The 17,627-nt window shown below is 49.9% G+C and carries 14 protein-coding genes and 2 tRNA genes; 14 read left to right on the forward strand and 2 right to left on the reverse strand.

All coding sequences use genetic code 11. The annotated features are described in order from the left end of the window. From IKQ95_08120 to IKQ95_08160, 9 genes are all read left to right on the forward strand, one after another. The coding region (locus IKQ95_08120; GenBank protein ID MBR4196660.1) for a hypothetical protein at positions 1-1,213 on the forward strand (1,213 nt) is incomplete at its 5' end. 90 nt (positions 1,214-1,303) lie between these two features. Next, positions 1,304-1,398 (forward strand) — tRNA-Ser (locus IKQ95_08125). A 2-nt stretch (positions 1,399-1,400) separates the two neighbouring features. Further along, positions 1,401-1,477: transfer RNA gene (locus IKQ95_08130), tRNA-Arg, on the forward strand. A gap of 140 nt (positions 1,478-1,617) precedes the next feature. After that, positions 1,618-2,739, forward strand: coding sequence for an ABC transporter substrate-binding protein (locus tag IKQ95_08135; GenBank protein MBR4196661.1), 1,122 nt, complete (start codon positions 1,618-1,620; stop codon positions 2,737-2,739). 107 nt (positions 2,740-2,846) lie between these two features. Then, positions 2,847-3,728 (forward strand): branched-chain amino acid ABC transporter permease, encoded by an 882-nt coding sequence (locus IKQ95_08140; GenBank protein ID MBR4196662.1) that lies wholly within the window; start codon positions 2,847-2,849, stop codon positions 3,726-3,728. A 4-nt stretch (positions 3,729-3,732) separates the two neighbouring features. Then, the gene (locus IKQ95_08145) at positions 3,733-4,791 is read left to right on the forward strand and encodes a branched-chain amino acid ABC transporter permease (GenBank protein MBR4196663.1); all 1,059 of its coding nucleotides are present in this window, start codon (positions 3,733-3,735) and stop codon (positions 4,789-4,791) included. Positions 4,792-4,794: 3 nt separating this feature from the next. Further along, positions 4,795-5,634 carry an ABC transporter ATP-binding protein gene (locus IKQ95_08150; protein ID MBR4196664.1) on the forward strand — a complete coding sequence of 280 codons (840 nt, stop codon included), beginning with the start codon at positions 4,795-4,797 and terminating at the stop codon, positions 5,632-5,634. A 2-nt stretch (positions 5,635-5,636) separates the two neighbouring features. Then, positions 5,637-6,347 carry an ABC transporter ATP-binding protein gene (locus IKQ95_08155; GenBank protein MBR4196665.1) on the forward strand — a complete coding sequence of 237 codons (711 nt, stop codon included), beginning with the start codon at positions 5,637-5,639 and terminating at the stop codon, positions 6,345-6,347. A 66-nt stretch (positions 6,348-6,413) separates the two neighbouring features. Next, positions 6,414-9,767: an N-6 DNA methylase gene (locus tag IKQ95_08160; GenBank protein ID MBR4196666.1), complete on the forward strand. Its 3,354-nt coding sequence runs from the start codon at positions 6,414-6,416 to the stop codon at positions 9,765-9,767. A 223-nt stretch (positions 9,768-9,990) separates the two neighbouring features. Here IKQ95_08160 and IKQ95_08165 read toward each other — a convergent pair whose 3' ends face one another. Together IKQ95_08165 and IKQ95_08170 are read right to left on the reverse strand one after the other, a co-directional pair. Then, positions 9,991-10,257, reverse strand: coding sequence for an AbrB/MazE/SpoVT family DNA-binding domain-containing protein (locus IKQ95_08165; protein ID MBR4196667.1), 267 nt, complete (start codon positions 10,255-10,257; stop codon positions 9,991-9,993). Then, positions 10,257-11,147, reverse strand: a complete 891-nt coding sequence (locus tag IKQ95_08170; GenBank protein ID MBR4196668.1) for a dihydrodipicolinate synthase family protein — start codon at positions 11,145-11,147, stop codon at positions 10,257-10,259. Before IKQ95_08170 ends, IKQ95_08165 begins: the two co-directional genes overlap by 1 nt. A gap of 141 nt (positions 11,148-11,288) precedes the next feature. Between IKQ95_08170 and IKQ95_08175 the strand changes: the two genes are divergently transcribed. From IKQ95_08175 to alaS, 5 genes are all read left to right on the forward strand, one after another. Further along, positions 11,289-12,557: a hypothetical protein gene (locus IKQ95_08175; protein MBR4196669.1), complete on the forward strand. Its 1,269-nt coding sequence runs from the start codon at positions 11,289-11,291 to the stop codon at positions 12,555-12,557. A gap of 68 nt (positions 12,558-12,625) precedes the next feature. Next, the gene (gene dnaJ, locus IKQ95_08180; GenBank protein ID MBR4196670.1) at positions 12,626-13,759 is read left to right on the forward strand and encodes a molecular chaperone DnaJ; all 1,134 of its coding nucleotides are present in this window, start codon (positions 12,626-12,628) and stop codon (positions 13,757-13,759) included. Beyond that, the gene (locus IKQ95_08185) at positions 13,756-14,124 is read left to right on the forward strand and encodes a holo-ACP synthase (protein ID MBR4196671.1); all 369 of its coding nucleotides are present in this window, start codon (positions 13,756-13,758) and stop codon (positions 14,122-14,124) included. The genes dnaJ and IKQ95_08185 overlap by 4 nt, the downstream gene beginning before the upstream one ends. Before the next feature lie 3 nt (positions 14,125-14,127). Next, positions 14,128-14,931 (forward strand): slipin family protein, encoded by an 804-nt coding sequence (locus IKQ95_08190; GenBank protein MBR4196672.1) that lies wholly within the window; start codon positions 14,128-14,130, stop codon positions 14,929-14,931. Continuing rightward, a complete protein-coding gene (alaS, locus tag IKQ95_08195) occupies positions 14,931-17,567 on the forward strand; it encodes an alanine--tRNA ligase (protein ID MBR4196673.1) in 2,637 nt (878 codons plus the stop codon). Before IKQ95_08190 ends, alaS begins: the two co-directional genes overlap by 1 nt. Positions 17,568-17,627 lie beyond the last annotated feature (60 nt).

The following is a 17,627-nucleotide window of genomic DNA, read 5'->3' on the forward strand; positions in this document are numbered from 1 at the left end:
ACTCAGGACTCAGGACTCAGGACTCAGGCGTATTCTACGCATTGACGCTCCCCGCATAGAGGCTTTAGACGGAAAAGCCCGGCTGACGTTTGACATTCACGACCCCGAAAAGGGACCATGCCCCGTCTGGTATGAGGTCTCAGAGAAATACGCGCAGTATCTCACCGATGAAGTGTCAGACTCGTGCCTCGTGTGCGTCCTGCTTTACGCTATGGAGCATGATTATGACATTGAGTGTGCCGGGAATGTCTCGGAGCGGATATATCATCAGCTTACGGAGTACTTCATTCCGGCACTGTCGCAGAATGTTCCGCGCTACAAGAAAATCAGCATAACCTGCCCGACATCGGATATTGAGTTTCACCCGCAGGCAGTCGGGGCGGGGCTTTCGTGCGGGGTTGACTCATTCTACACGATACTGAAAAATTTGTGTCATCCCAAGGGAAGCAGGCTCAAGATTACGCACCTTTGCTGCTTCAATGTCGGTGCCTTTCAGAAGAGGAAAGAATTTGCACAAAGCGTGTATCTTGAGAGCGTGAAAGCGTTTGAGCCTGTCGCCAAAGAGCTGGGCTGCGAGTTCTTCACCTGCGACTCCAACGTCAGCGGCTTTCTTAATCAGAGCCATCTTAGGACTCACTCATTGCGGACTCTTTCTGTTCCTCTGGCAGTGCAGAAACTTTTCTCACTCTACTATTTCTCATCAGGCTATCAATACTCAAAGTTTCACATAAACGATCATGACACAGCGGATTATGACATTTTCACGCTCCCGCTTCTGTCAAATCAGAATGCCCGCTTTGAGCTTGTTGGCGGTGAGGTTACGAGGCTGGGCAAGCTCGAATATCTCACCCGGCACGAAATCACGCGCAAGCATCTCAATGTCTGCAACGACAGCAAGAACGGCGGCAACTGCTCTGTATGCGGGAAATGTATACGTACAATGCTTGAGCTTGATTTGCTGGGCAAACTTGATGACTACAGCGCGGTTTTTGACGTGGAAAAGTTCAGGAAGCGCAAACGGCGTTACATCTGGGCGGCGGTGTGTGAAAGGCGGCAGGCGGACATGGCCGAGATTGTGAGGGAGCTTAGACAGCGGGGGCAGATAGGCATTATTGATTACGCTGTCGGTTATGCTATGAGGCTTGCGGAAATGCTTGCGGAAAAATTCGGCTTCCTTTCGGCCATGAAAAAAATTTACGAGCGGCATATTTGACGGACAGCCCCTCGGATTCTCAGCCGGGACAAAATTAATGTTTGACAAGAATTTATCGGCGGGGTAATATATCCCCTGTTTTGCGTAAATGGTGGGTTGGCCGAGTAGGTCGAAGGCGCTCGCCTGCTAAGTGAGTATACGGTTAAGACACCGTATCGTGAGTTCGAATCTCACACCCACCGCCATTGCGCCAGTAGCTCAGCTGGATAGAGCGAAGGCCTACGGAGCCTTAGGTCGTGGGTTCGAATCCTGCCTGGCGCGCCAATATTGCGATTAACGAAAGCGGCTGAACTCAATTCAGGCCGTTTTTTTGTATTCTTACGGCTTTAACCCTGAGAGTCTCACATGGCCGTGAAAGAAATTCTCAGGTTAAGCATAAATTCACACAAGGAGAGATTCACGCGATGAAGAAAATATTTGTATCCGCTCTGCTCGTCCTGGCAATGTCAGCAAGTGCTTTCGGGGCAGCCTTCAAGATTGGCGGAACAGCCCCCCTCACGGGAGGAGCTGCGATTTACGGCACTGCGGCCATGAGAGGCGCACAGATAGCGGCGGAAGAAATCAACGCAATGAAGGGTGATATTCAGTTCGATTTGCGCTACGAGGACGACACCCACGACGCAGAGAAAGCCGTCAACGCCTACAACGCCCTCAAAGACTGGGGAATGCAGATCTCGCTGGGTTCCGTAACGTCAAAGCCGGCTGAAGCCACAGCGGCGGAGAATTTTGCGGACAGGATTTTTGCCCTCACCCCGTCAGCGTCATCAGCGGCAGTAACAGAGGGAAAAGACAACGTTTTTCAGATGTGCTTTGTTGACCCGAACCAGGGCACAGCCTCAGCGCAGTATATCGGCGACAAGAAATTAGCCAAGAAAGTCGCGGTAATCTGGAAGAATGATGATGTCTACTCAAAGGGAGTCCGTGATACGTTTGTCGAGAACGCCAGCAAGTACGGACTCGAAATCGTAAGTGAGACAGCATTCGCGGACGGCAACGACACCGATTTTTCCGTTCAGCTCACGGACGCAAAGAACAAGGGCGCGGAACTCGTATTCCTCCCGATGTACTATCAGCCCGCCTCGCTCATTCTCGCACAGGCTCAGGCAATGGGATACGCTCCCAAATGGTTCGGCATTGACGGAATGGACGGTATTTTGACGATGGAAGGATTCGACAAGTCATTAGCGGAAGGCGTTATGTTATTGACACCGTTCAACGCAGACGCAAAAGACGAGAAGACTCAGAAGTTCGTCAAGAAGTATCAGGAGAAATTCGGCGAGATTCCGAATCAGTTTGCGGCAGACGGCTATGACTGCATATATGCTTACTGCCAGGCACTGACTCAGGCAAAAGCGACTCCCGATATGAGCGCGGAAGACCTTTGCGGGAAAATGATTGAGCAGTTCACGACAATGACATTCAACGGCGTTACAGGCGAAAATGTCAGGTGGGCGAAGAACGGCGAAGTAACAAAAGATCCCAAAGGCATGGTCATAAAGAACGGCGCGTATGTCGGTCTTGACTAATCACAATCTCAATCACACAGATTAATACCTGAAATTTTGCGGGGCAGTCGGGAATATCGGCCACAAGTAAAAATTTCCGGCTGCTCTTTTCGTATAAGGAGATATTAATGACATTCCTAAACTTTTTCATAAGCGGTATAAGTCTCGGCAGTATTTACGCGATTATTGCCCTCGGCTATACGATGGTTTACGGCATAGCGAAAATGCTGAATTTCGCGCACGGCGATGTGATTATGGTCGGCGCGTATGTCTGCTTCTATGCTGTGGCGCGGTATGAGCTGAATCCCTTTCTCGGTGTCGTAATTGCTATGGCAGTCTGCACATTACTGGGAATGATTGTCGAGCGTCTCGCCTATAAGCCATTGAGGCAGGCACCGTCCCTAGCAGTATTGATTACGGCAATCGGCATGAGCTACTTTTTGCAGAACACCGCGCTTTTATTGTGGTCGTCAAATCCCAAAGTATTCCCGTCAATAGTAGGCAGGGGGTCATTCAAGCTCTTTGACGGCGAATTATCCATATCACATATCACCGCATTAACGATAATTGTATGTCTCGTAATCATGGCCGTATTATCGCTCTTTATCAGCAAAACGAAAATGGGCAAGGCTATGCGAGCATGTTCAGAAGACAAGGGAGCCGCCCAGCTCATGGGAATAAACGTAAACGCTACAATCTCGATGACGTTCGCAATAGGTTCGGGGCTTGCGGCGGTTGCGGGCGCGCTGTTGTGTTCAGCATATCCCACACTCATGCCGACAACGGGATCGCTTCCGGGAATCAAGGCATTCACGGCGGCGGTGTTCGGGGGAATAGGGTCTATACCCGGCGCATTTTTGGGAGGGCTTATGCTCGGAGTGATTGAGATTTTCGCAAAGGCTTATATTTCGAGCCAGTTATCAGACGCGGTAGTGTTCGGGGTATTGATTGTAGTGCTTCTCGTGAAACCCGCAGGCTTGCTCGGAAAAATGACGCAGGAGAAGGTGTAAATCAATGACAATGCGGAGACTCATAAACTTAAAGCGCGCCGAGGCCCGGAAAATTTACTTGACATATGCCGTTGTCATAGTCGCGTATATAGTCTGTCAGGTGATGAGCAGTACAAAATTTCTCAGCTCGTCAATGCGCGGAATGTTAGTGCCAATTTGCGCGTATATGGTAATGGCCGTGTCGCTGAATCTCGTTGTCGGAATCCTCGGCGAATTGTCGCTAGGCCACGCGGGATTTATGTCGGTCGGGGCATTTTCGGGTGTCGCAACGGCTATATTATTGCAGGGGGTTATACCGTTCGCCCCGGTCAGGCTCGCAATCGCTATGATTGTCGCGGCAATTTTCGCGGCGTTCGCGGGATTCGTCATCGGGATTCCTGTTTTGCGGCTGAAGGGGGACTATCTCGCCATTGTTACGCTGGCATTCGGTGAGATCATCAAGAGCATTCTCAACAATTTTTACATGGGAATAGACTCGCAGGGGATTCAGATTAGCATGTTGTCAGACACAACGAGGCTTTTACCCGGAGGCAAGCTCATAATCCGCGGGCCTATGGGAATCAGCGGCATTCAGAAAATCGCGACATTCCCGGCGGGCGCAATCCTCCTCATAATCGCGTTGATGATCGTCTTCAACCTCGTAAACTCTCGTTCGGGGCGGGCGTTCATGGCAATACGTGATGACAGAATCGCGGCTGAAAGTATCGGGCTTGACATAACAAAGTACAAGATGATGGCTTTCGTGATGTCTGCGGCTCTAGCAGGGGCGGCTGGGGCATTGTTCGCAATGAACTATTCTACGATTGTCGCGAATAAGTTTGACTTCAACACGTCAATATTGATACTTGTCTTTGTCGTTCTCGGCGGGCAGGGAAATATGTTAGGCGGAATTATTGCGGCGGCGGTGCTAACTATATTGCCGGAAAAATTGCGGAGTTTCTCTGAGTACAGAATGCTTCTGTATGCCATTGTCTTAATCGTGATGATGCTGGCCACGAATAACGCTGAGATAAAAGAATTTCTGTCGCGGCTAAACCCTTTCAGGCGAAAGGAGGAGGAGTAAGCCATGAAGGCAAAAACGAAATATGTACCAGTCCCGTCAACAACAATCCTTCCTGAGAGGGACGCAGGGCGCTCGCCCGTTCTCGAATGCGTCAAGCTCGGTATCACTCTCGGAGGCATTAAGGCTGTTGAGGATTTCAACCTTACTGTAGGACGCACGGAAATTGTCGGCTTAATCGGCCCGAACGGCGCGGGAAAAACTACAGTGTTCAATTTGCTGACGAAAGTATATCAGCCCACGACAGGAACAATTTTGCTCAACGGCCAGGACACTCACGGCATGGACACGCAGCAGGTCAACAAAGCCGGAATCGCCCGCACGTTTCAGAATATACGGCTCTTCCGCAACCTAAGTGTTATCGACAACGTGAAGACAGCCATGAACAACGAAATGCACTACAGCATGTTGAGCGCGATATTGAGACTTCCGGATTACAGGCGCGAGGAAGTAGCCGCACACAGGCGGGCATTGAAGCTCCTCTCAATTTTCGACATGCAGCACATGGCCGATGCTCCTGCGGGTTCACTTCCCTACGGTGCGCAGAGACGGCTTGAGATTGTCCGGGCACTTGCCACGAATCCTTCACTGTTGCTTCTTGATGAGCCTGCCGCAGGTATGAATCCTTCTGAGACTGCCGACTTGATGGACAATATACGCAAGGTTCATGAGATGTTCCAGATTGCAATCGTACTGATTGAGCATGATATGAGTCTGGTAATGAACATTTGCGAGGGAATATGCGTCCTCAATTTCGGCCATGTAATCGCGAAAGGGACTCCCGATGAGATTCAGAGAAACCCCGCTGTAATTGAGGCGTATTTAGGCAGGCGGAAGGAGGCGTAACGATGTCAGACCCAGTATTGAAGGTAGAGAATATCAATGTCTATTACGGGAGCATTCACGCGATAAAGGGAATATCATTTGAGGTTTACGAGGGCGAAATAGTAACCCTAATCGGTGCGAACGGTGCGGGGAAGTCAACAACCCTCAACACAATTTCAGGATTATTGCACCCTGCAACGGGGAGCGTGTCATTTCTCGGTGAGTCTCTGGCGAAAATTCAGCCTCACAAAATCGTAGAGCGTGGCCTCGCGCAGGTGCCTGAAGGCCGCAGAGTGTTCGCGCAAATGACGGTGCAGGAGAATTTAGAGATGGGAGCATTCACGCAGAACGGCGACATTTCCTGGGACTTGGAGAAAGTTTACGGGCTTTTCCCGCGCCTGAAGGAGAGAATGACTCAGACAGCCGGGACTTTATCCGGGGGAGAACAGCAGATGTTAGCGATGGGCCGTGCGTTGATGAGCCGTCCGAAATTGTTGATGCTTGATGAGCCGTCAATGGGACTCGCGCCGATTCTTGTTGAGCAGATTTTCGAGATTATCGCCGACCTTCACAGGACGGGCGCGACAATACTTCTCGTTGAGCAGAACGCGCAAATGGCTCTGAGCATTGCGAGCCGGGGCTACGTCATGGAGACCGGGAGAATTGTTACGACAGGGACAGGGCAGGAGCTTTTAGCGTCGGAGGAAGTCAGGAAGGCGTATTTAGGCGGTTAGTCTTTGTGCAAAAATAAAACTGTAATGTAAAATGCTCCGTAGTTAAATGACTGCGGGGTGTTTTTTATGAACATTGCACTGCCGGAAGGAAAAATACAGGATTACATTGACGGGAAATTCCGAAATGACACGCCGGAAGAATACGTGCGTCAGACAATCGAGAAACGTTTGATTGACGAACTCAAATACAGAAGCGCACAAGTTCAGATTGAGTACGCTCTCAGGCTCGGAACTTCAAGGCCGCGTGCTGATATTGTCATCTGGGATTATAACGCTCAGGAAAAATCACAGGAAACTATACGAATCATCATCGAGTGCAAGAAAGACTCAATCCCTCCCGAAAGCTCAAAAGACGGAATTGATCAGCTTAAATCCTACATGCACATCTGCCCTAACTGCGAGTGGGGAATGTGGACAAATAGCATCTTCAGAGTCGTATACAGAAAACAAAAGCTCCCTTCAGGAAAATTTGAGCTGATTGAATACAACGATATTCCGTCAGCAAACGGAAGCATTGAGGAAATTGACAGGCCAAAATTATCGACTCTCCGCAACGCGTCATCGGATAATTTATTGTTCGTTTTCAGGACTTGCCACAATTATATTTACGCTAATGACGGACTCCAAAAGCAGCCGGCATTCTTTGAGTTCCTCAAGATAATTTTCTGCAAGATTCATGATGAGCACAACAACCTGAAAGCCCTCAAATTTTACGCGACATCGCAGGAACGCTCTAACCCGGACGGACAGTTAGCCGTGAAGAACCGTATCTCTCAAATTTTCAGCGAAGTGAAGAAACGTTACGGCAGAATTTTTGACGAGAAAGATTTGATTGCGCTCTCTCCCAGAAGCCTCGCTTATATCGTCAGCGAACTCCAAAGCTACAGCCTCCTTAATACGAACATTGACATAAAGGGCAAAGCATACGAGGAAATTGTAGGCGCAAATCTCAGGGGCGACAGAGGAGAATTTTTCACCCCACGAAACATCATGAAGATGACCGTCGAAATGATTAACCCCGGCCTCAATGAGAAAGTTTTAGACAGCTCATGCGGTACAGGCGGATTCCTCGTTACGGCCATGACTCACACAATGGACAGCTTGCGCCGCGAATATGAAGAGGCTTTTGGGATTCCGTTTGCGAATTGGGACGCTAATATTCAGGCGGACTTCAACAAACGCAAGAACGAAATCATATCGGCTCAGTATTTCGGCTTCGACCTTAACCCGGACTTGGTGAAAGCTACGAAAATGAACATGGTCATGAACAATGATGGAAGCGGCAATATCCTTCAGGTAAATTCGCTACTTCCTCCGCAGATGTGGCCGGAAGATTTCAGGTCAAGACTCGCAAACGCTCTCGGCATTCAGAGCAGCTCAATCACAAATTACAGGACGATTAATCTTTTTGATGTCATTGTTACAAATCCGCCGTTCGGCAGCAAAATACCCGTAAAAGATGAATATATCCTCGAACAGTTTGAACTCGCTCATTCATGGAAGCACGACAAAATTTCAGGGCAGTGGATCATGACCGACAATCTTCAATCGTCAGTGCCTCCTGAGATTCTTTTTGTCGAAAGATGTACTCAGTTCCTCAAAGAAGGCGGGAGAATGGGAATCATATTGCCCGATTCGATTCTCGGTTCTCCGAGTCTCGGTTACATCCGCCAATGGATTCTCGTCAACCATACTGTTATCGCAAGCATTGATTTGACACCTGACACTTTCCAGCCTCATAACGGCACGCAGACTTCTATATTAATCCTTCAGAAGAAAACGCAGAGGCAGAAAGACAGCGAGGCAATGAATCATCATATAGCATCGTACAAAATCTTCATGGCCTGCATTGACAGAGTAGGGCATGACAGGCGCGGGAATCCCCTCTACAAACGCGACAAGGACGGAAGCGAAATTGTTTTGCGCGACATTGGCGGGAAACCCGAAAGAATCCCTGACGACCAGACAGAAATTCTTGCTGAGATTTTCAGGGAGTGGCAAAAAAAAAATTCTTTCTCCGGGCGTGAGGGTATAAAGTGCTGTGCTGTTGGCCTCGATGAGATATTAGCGGGGGAAAATCTGCGGCTTGAGGCTAATATCTTCAACGATGATGCGAGGAATGCGGCAAGGGATATAGAGAGCGGGAAATTTCCGGCAATGAAATTCTCGGAGCTTGCAAGGTCGTATACTCTTGGGCGTGCAGTCAGAGTCATCAAGGTAAAATCACCATACCCGTTTTACCAGCCTTCAAGCGTTACTGACATCAAGCCAAAACTTGACGGCTATTTATACTCGCGCAATGTTTCAGATATTGAGGCTCTGAAGATTCACAAAGGGCAGGTGTTATTGACATGTTCAGGCACAATCGGAAAAGCTGTATATGTTTCTGACACTCTCAGCGGCAAATATCTCAGCTCGGACATGATAAGAATCGACTGCAATAACGCTGAGGACTCCGGCTATGTTTATGCGTATCTCAGAAGCCGACCATGTCAGAAAATCCTACAGTCATTGGCATATGGAGCAGTCATTCAGCACATAACGCCCGAACACCTTAACGACATTCCCATACCTGACGCGCCCGCAGAAATCCGCCGCAAGATTCACACGCTCATAACTCAGTCTTACGCGCTCAGAGACGAGTCCAACATTATGCTTGATGAGGCCGAATCGATTCTTGTCCGCGAGCTTGGACTCCCTCCGATTGACAGCATGATGAATCACGATGACATTCTCACGTTCGAGGTGAGCAGCAATGATTTTCTCAGCTCAGGAAGATTCGAGGCCTCGTATCATTCGCCGTTATTCAGGGAAATAGTGAGGCACCTTGAGGACAACGCCGGGGAAGTCCTAGCACTCGGAGATGAGAGAGTCAGCAGGGATATACTTTTGCCGGGAAGATTCAAGCGCGTTTATGTCAGCGAGGGTTACGGGGCTGTGTTCATCGGCGGAAAACAGTTAGGCGAGCTTGACCCGTCGGACAAAAAATATCTTGCCTTCTCACAGCATGAGGACAGAATACGCAGAGAACTCACAATACACACGAACATGATACTAATCACATGCAGCGGGACTATAGGGGATGTGAATCTTGTGCCAAAACACTGGGACGGATGGACAGCAAGCCAGCACATTATACGGGTATTGCCCGCGTCAGATGATATTACCGGGTATGCGTATGTATTTCTTGCGTCAGAATGCGGGCGCGAATTATTGAGGCGGTATAGATATGGGGCTGTTATCGATGAAATTAATGATGAGCATGTAGCTTCCGTGCCGTTCCCGTTACTGAGGGACAAAGAGACTCAGAGCCGTATAAACTCCCTTGCGCTTTGTGCGAACGACAAAAGATTTCAGGCGTATAACCTTGAGCGTGAGGCCATGAAAATTATTGAGGGTGAAATTCTGAGCGGTGAATAACAAAATCCCCCCTGAACATCACAAGGGGGACTCAATTATCGCTTTTGTTTCGTTAATATGCTGTAAGAAATTCAGACGCGGTTATACATTTCGGATGTTCCATATTTAGGCTGAGAAAATCTTTATCACCTGTCAGGATAATATCAACTTCATACAATATTGCGGCGTTTAGTATGGGCTTTTGCGTACCTGATGATTTCTCCCGCGCTATAAACAGCGGGTGTCAATAAGCACTCTCATATGCCGTAACGCACTTCATTAACAAGAGCCTGCACATCAACTCATCTTTCACGCCAAGCATTTCCGCTGCTCCCTCAAAAGCCTTCTGAGCCTTTGCGAGCGCACCCGCTGAAGCATTGCAGAGCACTATTTCTCCGTTCTCGTTCTGTGCAAAAGCAATCTTATCACCTGAGCGAAGACCGAGAATTTTCCGTACATCAAATGGCATCGTTATCTGCCAGGTTTCAGAAATTCTAGCTAAGTATGTCATTACTTCAGCAATCCGATATTCTTCATCACGGCTTCAAGTTTTGCGTGCTGTTCAGGCGTAAGGGGCTGAATCGGTTCGGCGCATTTCCCGACATTGTAGCCGATCATGTTCAGAGCCTCTTTGATGACAACCGGGAAGCTGCCCATGTTCGTGGCAATCCGTAATTCACTCAGCTTGAACTGTGCCTCTAATGCCGCGTCATATTTCCCGGCCTTGAAGTTCTCGTAAATATCGACAGCGATTCTCGGCGCAATGTTCCCGCATGACGTTATCGCCCCGGCCGAACCGTACCACAACGCCGCATATATCAGCGTGTCCCGTCCCATCAGAACGCAGAACTCCGGATTGTCGCGGGTGAGCCTGATATATTCCTCGCTGTTCGTCATGTCGCCCGTTGAGTCTTTCACGGCTATGATGTTCTTGACCTTCGCGAGCTTCTGTATCGTAACGGGGTCGACTCCGACATTCGTTTTCGGCTTGTTGTTGTAGATGACTATCGGCAGGCTTGTAGCGTCGGCTATCTTCCTGTAATAGATCTCAAGCTCCGCCTGCGTCTGACTCACGAACATAGGAGTCAGCACGCTCAGTGCGTCAACTTTGCACTCCTCCGCGATTTTCGCCAGCTCTATAGCTCCCTGCGGGGTGATGTGATTCGCTCCGGCGTAAATGTCCATCTTCCCGCGGGCATATTCACAGGTTACTTCAAGAACATGGCGGTAAAATCCGTTGTCAAATGCGTAGAACTCTCCCGATGTCCCGAAAGGAAAGACCCCGTGAATCCCGTTGTCGATGAAATACTGAAGCAGCTTTTTGTACTCGTCCTCTTTGAATTTCCCGCTGTCATCAATAGGAGTAACAACAGGTATGACGATACCCTTCGGCTTGAACATGTAATGATGTCCCCTTTCATTTGTGAAAAAATTTCCTGCGGTGAAATTATTATACACTGAAAAATGCGGGCTGTTTGTGAAAAATTTGCGGTTATTATAGAATTATCGCCGTAAAAATCCATTCACAGGGAGGATATTAATATGTTCAGGAAGACAGCTCTGTTTATGCTGCTGGTGATGTTGCTTGCGCCTTCAGCATGGGCGGATGAAGCCGAGACAGTTTCCGCAGAACCCGCCGAATTATCGCAGGACTCTCAGCCCGATGAGATGACTCTCAGAGAGAACGCCGTGAATCAGAAGGCCGCCGAGCTTGAAGCATTAGCCAGCGACTTGGCCGCCCGTGAGTCAAAACTCGTTCAGCAGGAGAAAGCCTCAGCCGAGACCGCAAGGCGCACGAACGCCGAGGCCCGCAGAATTTCCGGGATAAGCACATCTCTTTTGGGACGCGAGAATCAGATGGCAAAGCGCGAATTAGACCTCAAAGCGCGTGAGGCAGAATTAGCCCGCCGTGAGATGACATTCGCGCAGGAGAGCCAGAAATTTACGGAGGCATCATCGGCTCTTGCAGGGCGCGAGGCAGACATCGCCAAACGTGAGTCAGCACTTGCGGAACGTGAAGCCGAACTCAACGCGAAAATTTCAGCAAAAGAAGAGGCCGACAAACTCACAGCACGCGAGGCAGATTTAGTGAAACGCGAGGCAGATTTGACCGCAAGAGAAGCAACAGGGGCAAGACTCAGCGCATTAGAGTCAGACCTTAACGCAAGAGACGAGGCACTAAAGGCGCGTGAAGAGGCCGTAGCAGGAAGAGAGTCAGCCGTAACGGAAAGCGAAAAGAAATTAGCCGAGTCAACAGAGAAAATCAACGCACACGAATCCGAACTCACGAAAAAAGAGTCAGACCTCAACGCAAGAGAGTCAGAACTTGAAGCCAACAACAAGAAACTTACTGAGGCTACAGCGTCATTAGGGCAGAGGGATTCAGCACTCATGAAACGCGAGGCAGAGTCGGCCAAAAAAGCCGCAGACCTTCAGGAGCTTGAGACGTTAATCCGTGAGCTTCCTGCGTTTGACCCGAACAGCTCAACGGAGGCGGCAATGATTCTCACGTACAAGATTCCCGCACAGAAACGCCGGGAGTTAATCGCAATGCAGAGAGAAGCATACAGCCGTTACAGCTCCAACAGAATCACGCAGGCACTTGAGAGCTACACGGCGGCGTTTGAGGCAGAACCGACAGCAAATTACCTCGCGGCATACTGGGCAGGGCTTGCTGCTGAGAGACTCCGCAACAGGCGCGACGAGGCATTAGAGTGGGCAAACCGTGCGCTTGAGATTAACCCGGATTACCGTCCGGCGCAGGAGTTAAAGCGCAGACTCGAATCACGCGGCGGAAGGCGTTCGCGCTAGGCACAAGGAATATTACTGCCCCTCGTGCGTTAATGCGGGGGGTATTTCTTTAGGGAGGCTATTAACGTTTGGAGGATTTATACGAGATTCTTGAAGTCCCGAAAGACGCAACACAGGCGGACATCAAGAAGGCTTACAGGAAATTAGTCCATCAGTATCACCCCGACTCACATCCCGGCGACAAGGAAGCTGAAGAGAATTTCAAGAAGATTAACGCGGCTTACTCCGTCCTGAATGACCCGGAGAAACGCGCAAAGTATGATCAATTCGGCACAACCGGCCCTAACTCGAATCCTTTCGGCGGCATGGGAGGTGCTGACTTGGGCGACTTGTTCGGGGACTTGTTCGCGCAGGCATTCGGCGGGGGATTCGGCGGTTTCGGAGGCTCGCGGAGGCATTCGGCAAACTCTCCCATGCAGGGCGATGACATCGAGCAGGTTGTTCATGTTACGCTGCTTGAGGCAATGAAGGGAGTAACACGGGATATTAACGTCATGAAGTACGAGACATGCCAGCACTGTAACGGCTCAGGCGCAAAACCCGGCACTAAGCCCGAAACTTGTCCGCGCTGTCATGGGCAGGGGCAGGTCAGGCAGAGTCAGCAGAGTCTTTTCGGACAGTTCATGACTATCACGACATGCCCCGAATGTCATGGGACGGGGAAAATCATCCGCGAAAAGTGCGATGAGTGCGGCGGCTCCGGCCATGTCCGAAAGAAGCACACGCTTGAAGTGAAGATACCCGCAGGAATCGCAAGCAACATGAGAATCCGAATACCAGGTGCGGGCGAGGCAGGCGTGAACGGAGGCCCGGCAGGCGATTTGTATCTTGTCGCGGACGTTGAGCTTCACCCCGATTTCGAGAGGGACGGCGCAGACCTTCACACAACGCTGATTTTGACTTACCCGCAGGCGGTCTTAGGGACTGAGGCAAAAATCAAGACTCTTGACGGCTCGGAGGAAGCCCTAACTGTTCCTTCAGGGACTCAGCATGGGCAGACGCTCAAAATTAAGGGAAAGGGTATGCCCCGCGTAAACTCGAAAGCTGTCGGGGATTTGTACGTTCATATTTACATCGAGATTCCCAAGAAGCTCACCGACAAACAGCGCGAGCTGATAAAATCCCTTGCTGACGAAATGAAAGCACCAGTCAGCGAAAAAGACTCAGGCATAGCGGGCTGGTTCAAAGGGCTGTTCAATTGATAGCGGGAATCGGCGCGGATCTCTGCCATGTCGGGAGAATGAAACGGGCGTTAGAGTCGCGGCATTTCAGGGACAGGATATTCAGCCCGGAGGAAATAGAGTACTGCGAGTCAAAAGGCTCTAAACGTTACGAGAGCTACGCGGGAGGATTCGCGGCGCGTGAGGCGTTCTGCAAAGCGTCAGGAAAAAATCTTGCGTCTGTAATGTTCGGGGGAAATTTCGCGCTCATTCATTCGGACGGAGTGCCAAGCATACGGCTAACAGGAGGGCTTGCGATTCCGTCAGCAAACATTTTCGTGTCAATCAGTCATGAGAAAGATTACGCGCTCGCATTCGTAGTAATCGACAAAAAGGAAGGAGAATAATTTATGGTAATCGACATTAGCGACGCAGGAAGCATTCTGTCAAGCATAGGAAGCATATTTGTTGCGGGATTCGTTCTCCTGCTGATTATCTCGTCAGCAGTCAAAATCATTCCCGAATATCGGCGGATTGTTCTATTCAGGCTCGGAAGACTCGTAGGAAGCCGCGGGCCGGGAATCGTCTTCATTGTGCCATTTATCGACAAGGCAGTAACGGTTGACTTGAGGATTCTGACTCTTGATGTCCCCGTCCAGGAAGTAATCACAAAGGACAACGTAGCAATAAAGGTGAATGCTGTCGTGTATTTCCGCGTTCTTGACCCGGCGAAATCTGTCGTTGAGGTTGAGAATTACATCGTCGCAACAAGCCAATTAGCGCAGACTACGTTACGTTCAGTTGTGGGAGCTGTTGAGCTTGACGAGGTATTATCATCGAGGGAGAAAATCAATCAGGAATTGCAGAACATCATTGACGAGCGTACAGACCCCTGGGGAATCAAGGTCAGCGCGGTTGAAGTGAAAGAGCTTGAATTACCCGAAGGAATGAAGCGGGCTATGGCGCGTCAGGCAGAGGCAGAGAGAGAACGCAGAGCCAAAATCATCGCGGCTGAAGGAGAGTTACAGGCGGCGGAAAAACTTTCGGAGGCCGCTCACAAAATGGAGTCATCGCCCGTAACATTACAGCTCAGATATTTGCAGACGATACGCGAAATTTCCGGCGAGAGGAACACTACAACATTTTTCCCGATTCCTGTCGATCTCATTCAGCCGTTCATTGACAGACTCACACGTAAGGAGGATAAAGCGTAATGCAGTACCGCAAAGCCTCAGAATTACGCGAGATGTTCATAAAGTTCTGGGAAGAGAAAGGTGCGAAACATCTCCCAAGTTTTTCCCTCGTCCCTGAAGACCCGTCATTACTCTTCACCATCGCTGGAATGGTACCCCTAAAGCCGTACTATCTCGGCATAAAGGAGCCTGAATACCCCCGTGTTGTAACCTGTCAGAAATGTGTACGCACGAATGACATTGAGAATGTCGGACGGACGGCCAGACATCACACATTCTTTGAGATGCTCGGAAATTTCACATGGGGCAGCTACTTCAAGAACGAGGCTATATCATGGGCGTGGGAATTTCTGACGGAAAGAGTCGGGCTTGACCCTGAGAGACTCTACGCAACAATATATCTTGACGATGAGGAAGCCTTCAATGCGTGGCGTAAATTTCTCCCTGAGAGCAAAATTTACCGTTTCGGGCAGGATGATAATTACTGGTTCATGGGCGACACAGGGCCGTGCGGGCCGTGCAGTGAGATTTATTACGACCGCGGGGAAAAGTATTCTTGCGGTAAACCCACATGCGGAGTCGGCTGCGACTGCGACAGGTACATGGAGATATGGAATCTCGTCTTCACCCAGTTCGACAGGCAGAAGGACGGCTCACTCCCCTTATTGCCTCACAAGAATATTGATACGGGGATGGGACTTGAGCGGCTCGCGTCAGTGATTCAGGGAGTCGATACGGATTACGAGACTGATTTATTCACGCCTATGATTGAGCATACCTGCAAGCGCGCCGGAATAGCTTACGGGAATAATCCTCGTGATGACATGGCCGCAAGGGTCATCGCCGATCACGTTCGGAGCGTTGCCTTCATGCTTGCTGACGGGGTATTACCCTCAAACGATGGGCCGGGATATGTCCTGCGGAGACTCCTTCGGCGGGCTGTGAGATTCGGTAAACTTCTCGGCTTTGATGGACTCTTCCTGAATGAGTACATGCCGATTCTGATTGATATTATGGGCGACCCTTACCGCGAATTAATCACGCAAAGGCCGGTAATCGAGCAGATAATCACGCTTGAGGAGGAGAAATTCAACAAGACTCTGAAGCAGGGAACAGAATTATTTGACGCAGAAACATCACGCCTGAAATCACAGGGAGCGACAGAGATTCCCGGAGATGTCATCTTCACGCTGTACGACACATACGGATTCCCCCCTGAGCTGACTCGCGAAATGGCCGGGGAATTAGGATTTACGGTTGACGATGACGGCTTCAAGTCGGCCATGAATGAGCAGAAAGAACGCGCAAGAGCCTCAAGCAAGCAGAAGAAAAGCGCATTGGCCGGGGACGTATATCTCGAAATCGAGAACGAGAACGGAGCAACAAATTTCACTGGCTACACTAAATCAGCAGACACAGGAAAAATTATCGCCCTCGTAACAAAAGACGGAAGAGCCGACTCCGTAACATGTCCCGGAGAATTTGAGGTTGTACTTGATACGACTCCTTTCTACGCTGAAAGGGGCGGTGAAGTCGGCGACACAGGCACGATTACGGCCAGCGGATTAACGCTGCGAGTCCTCAGCACGATTCCGCACGGGAAAATCACAGTCCACACCGTAAAAGCAGAGACTCCCGGAGAGATTCATGTGGGCGATGAAGTGATGAGCATTGCTGACGATGAGAGACGCTCCGCAATCCGCAGAAATCATACGGCGACTCACTTATTGCACGAGGCATTAGGGCGTGTATTGGGACGGCACGTAAGGCAGGCAGGCTCACTCGTAACAGAAAAATTTTTGCGGTTCGATTTCACCCATCATTCAGCAGTAACAGACTCCGAAATTGCAGAGGCCGAAAGACTCGTGAACGCCGAAATTTTAGCCAACATTGAGGTGAATATCTCCGAGCATACGAAAGACGCGGCGCAGTCTCTCGGAGCTAAAGCACTCTTTGATGAGAAATACGGCGACATTGTGAGGGTTGTTGACGTTCCTGGCTTCTCGATGGAGTTATGCGGGGGGCTTCACGTTTCGCGGACGGGTGATATTGGGTGCTTCAAGATTCTGCGCGAGGAGAGTATCGGATCAGGGACACGGAGAATTTTTGCGGTTACGGGAATGAATGTTCTTGACTTGCTGCAGAAATTATTTGCGCTTAGAAACTCAATGACCGCTCTGTTATCGACAGACGAGGACGGACTCGCCGACAAAGCAAAGGCGCTCGTTGACGAAGTGAAGACAATGAAATCACAGATTCAGGCGGCGAAATTGCGCGAGCTTCTCGACAACTCAGAGAGATTCTTAGAGCGTGAAGAGGTCAGCGGAGTCTTGCTGCAGATTGGGAGATTCCCGGAAATCCCCGCGAATATGCTGCGTGATATCGGCGACAAAGCGCGGGCAATACCTGAAGCAAACGCTGTAATTCTCGCGTCAGTCAGCAGTGATGAGTCGTGCCAGCTCGTAGTCATGGCCGATGAGAAATCCGTGAACATGGGAGTCAATGCCGGCGATCTCGTGAAGGAAGCGTGCAAAATTCTCGGCGGTAAAGGAGGCGGGCGCAAAAATCTAGCACAGGGAGGAGGGCGTGAAGGCTCAAAACTTGACGAAGCCTTAGCGCGTATTCGTGAGCTTGTGAAATCACAGGTTAGGGCGTAATTATTTTTCCCTCTCATCAAGAAACGGTGAGGGGGTATTTCTTTGCCCAAATGGAGGAAT

It is taken from the genome of Synergistaceae bacterium (assembly GCA_017540085.1).
GTDB lineage: Bacteria > Synergistota > Synergistia > Synergistales > Aminobacteriaceae > JAFUXM01.

Excerpts from the sequence above, each read along its gene's own strand:
- IKQ95_08175 (MBR4196669.1), top strand. The coding sequence starts at position 11,289 with ATGTTCAGGAAGACAGCTCTGTTTATGCTGCTGGTGATGTTGCTTGCG.
- IKQ95_08155 (MBR4196665.1), top strand. The coding sequence starts at position 5,637 with ATGTCAGACCCAGTATTGAAGGTAGAGAATATCAATGTCTATTACGGG.
- IKQ95_08170 (MBR4196668.1), bottom strand. The coding sequence starts at position 11,147 with ATGTTCAAGCCGAAGGGTATCGTCATACCTGTTGTTACTCCTATTGAT.
- IKQ95_08140 (MBR4196662.1), top strand. The coding sequence starts at position 2,847 with ATGACATTCCTAAACTTTTTCATAAGCGGTATAAGTCTCGGCAGTATT.
- IKQ95_08165 (MBR4196667.1), bottom strand. The coding sequence starts at position 10,257 with ATGACATACTTAGCTAGAATTTCTGAAACCTGGCAGATAACGATGCCA.
- IKQ95_08145 (MBR4196663.1), top strand. The coding sequence starts at position 3,733 with ATGACAATGCGGAGACTCATAAACTTAAAGCGCGCCGAGGCCCGGAAA.
- IKQ95_08150 (MBR4196664.1), top strand. The coding sequence starts at position 4,795 with ATGAAGGCAAAAACGAAATATGTACCAGTCCCGTCAACAACAATCCTT.
- IKQ95_08190 (MBR4196672.1), top strand. The coding sequence starts at position 14,128 with ATGGTAATCGACATTAGCGACGCAGGAAGCATTCTGTCAAGCATAGGA.
- IKQ95_08160 (MBR4196666.1), top strand. The coding sequence starts at position 6,414 with ATGAACATTGCACTGCCGGAAGGAAAAATACAGGATTACATTGACGGG.
- IKQ95_08135 (MBR4196661.1), top strand. The coding sequence starts at position 1,618 with ATGAAGAAAATATTTGTATCCGCTCTGCTCGTCCTGGCAATGTCAGCA.
- alaS (MBR4196673.1), top strand. The coding sequence starts at position 14,931 with ATGCAGTACCGCAAAGCCTCAGAATTACGCGAGATGTTCATAAAGTTC.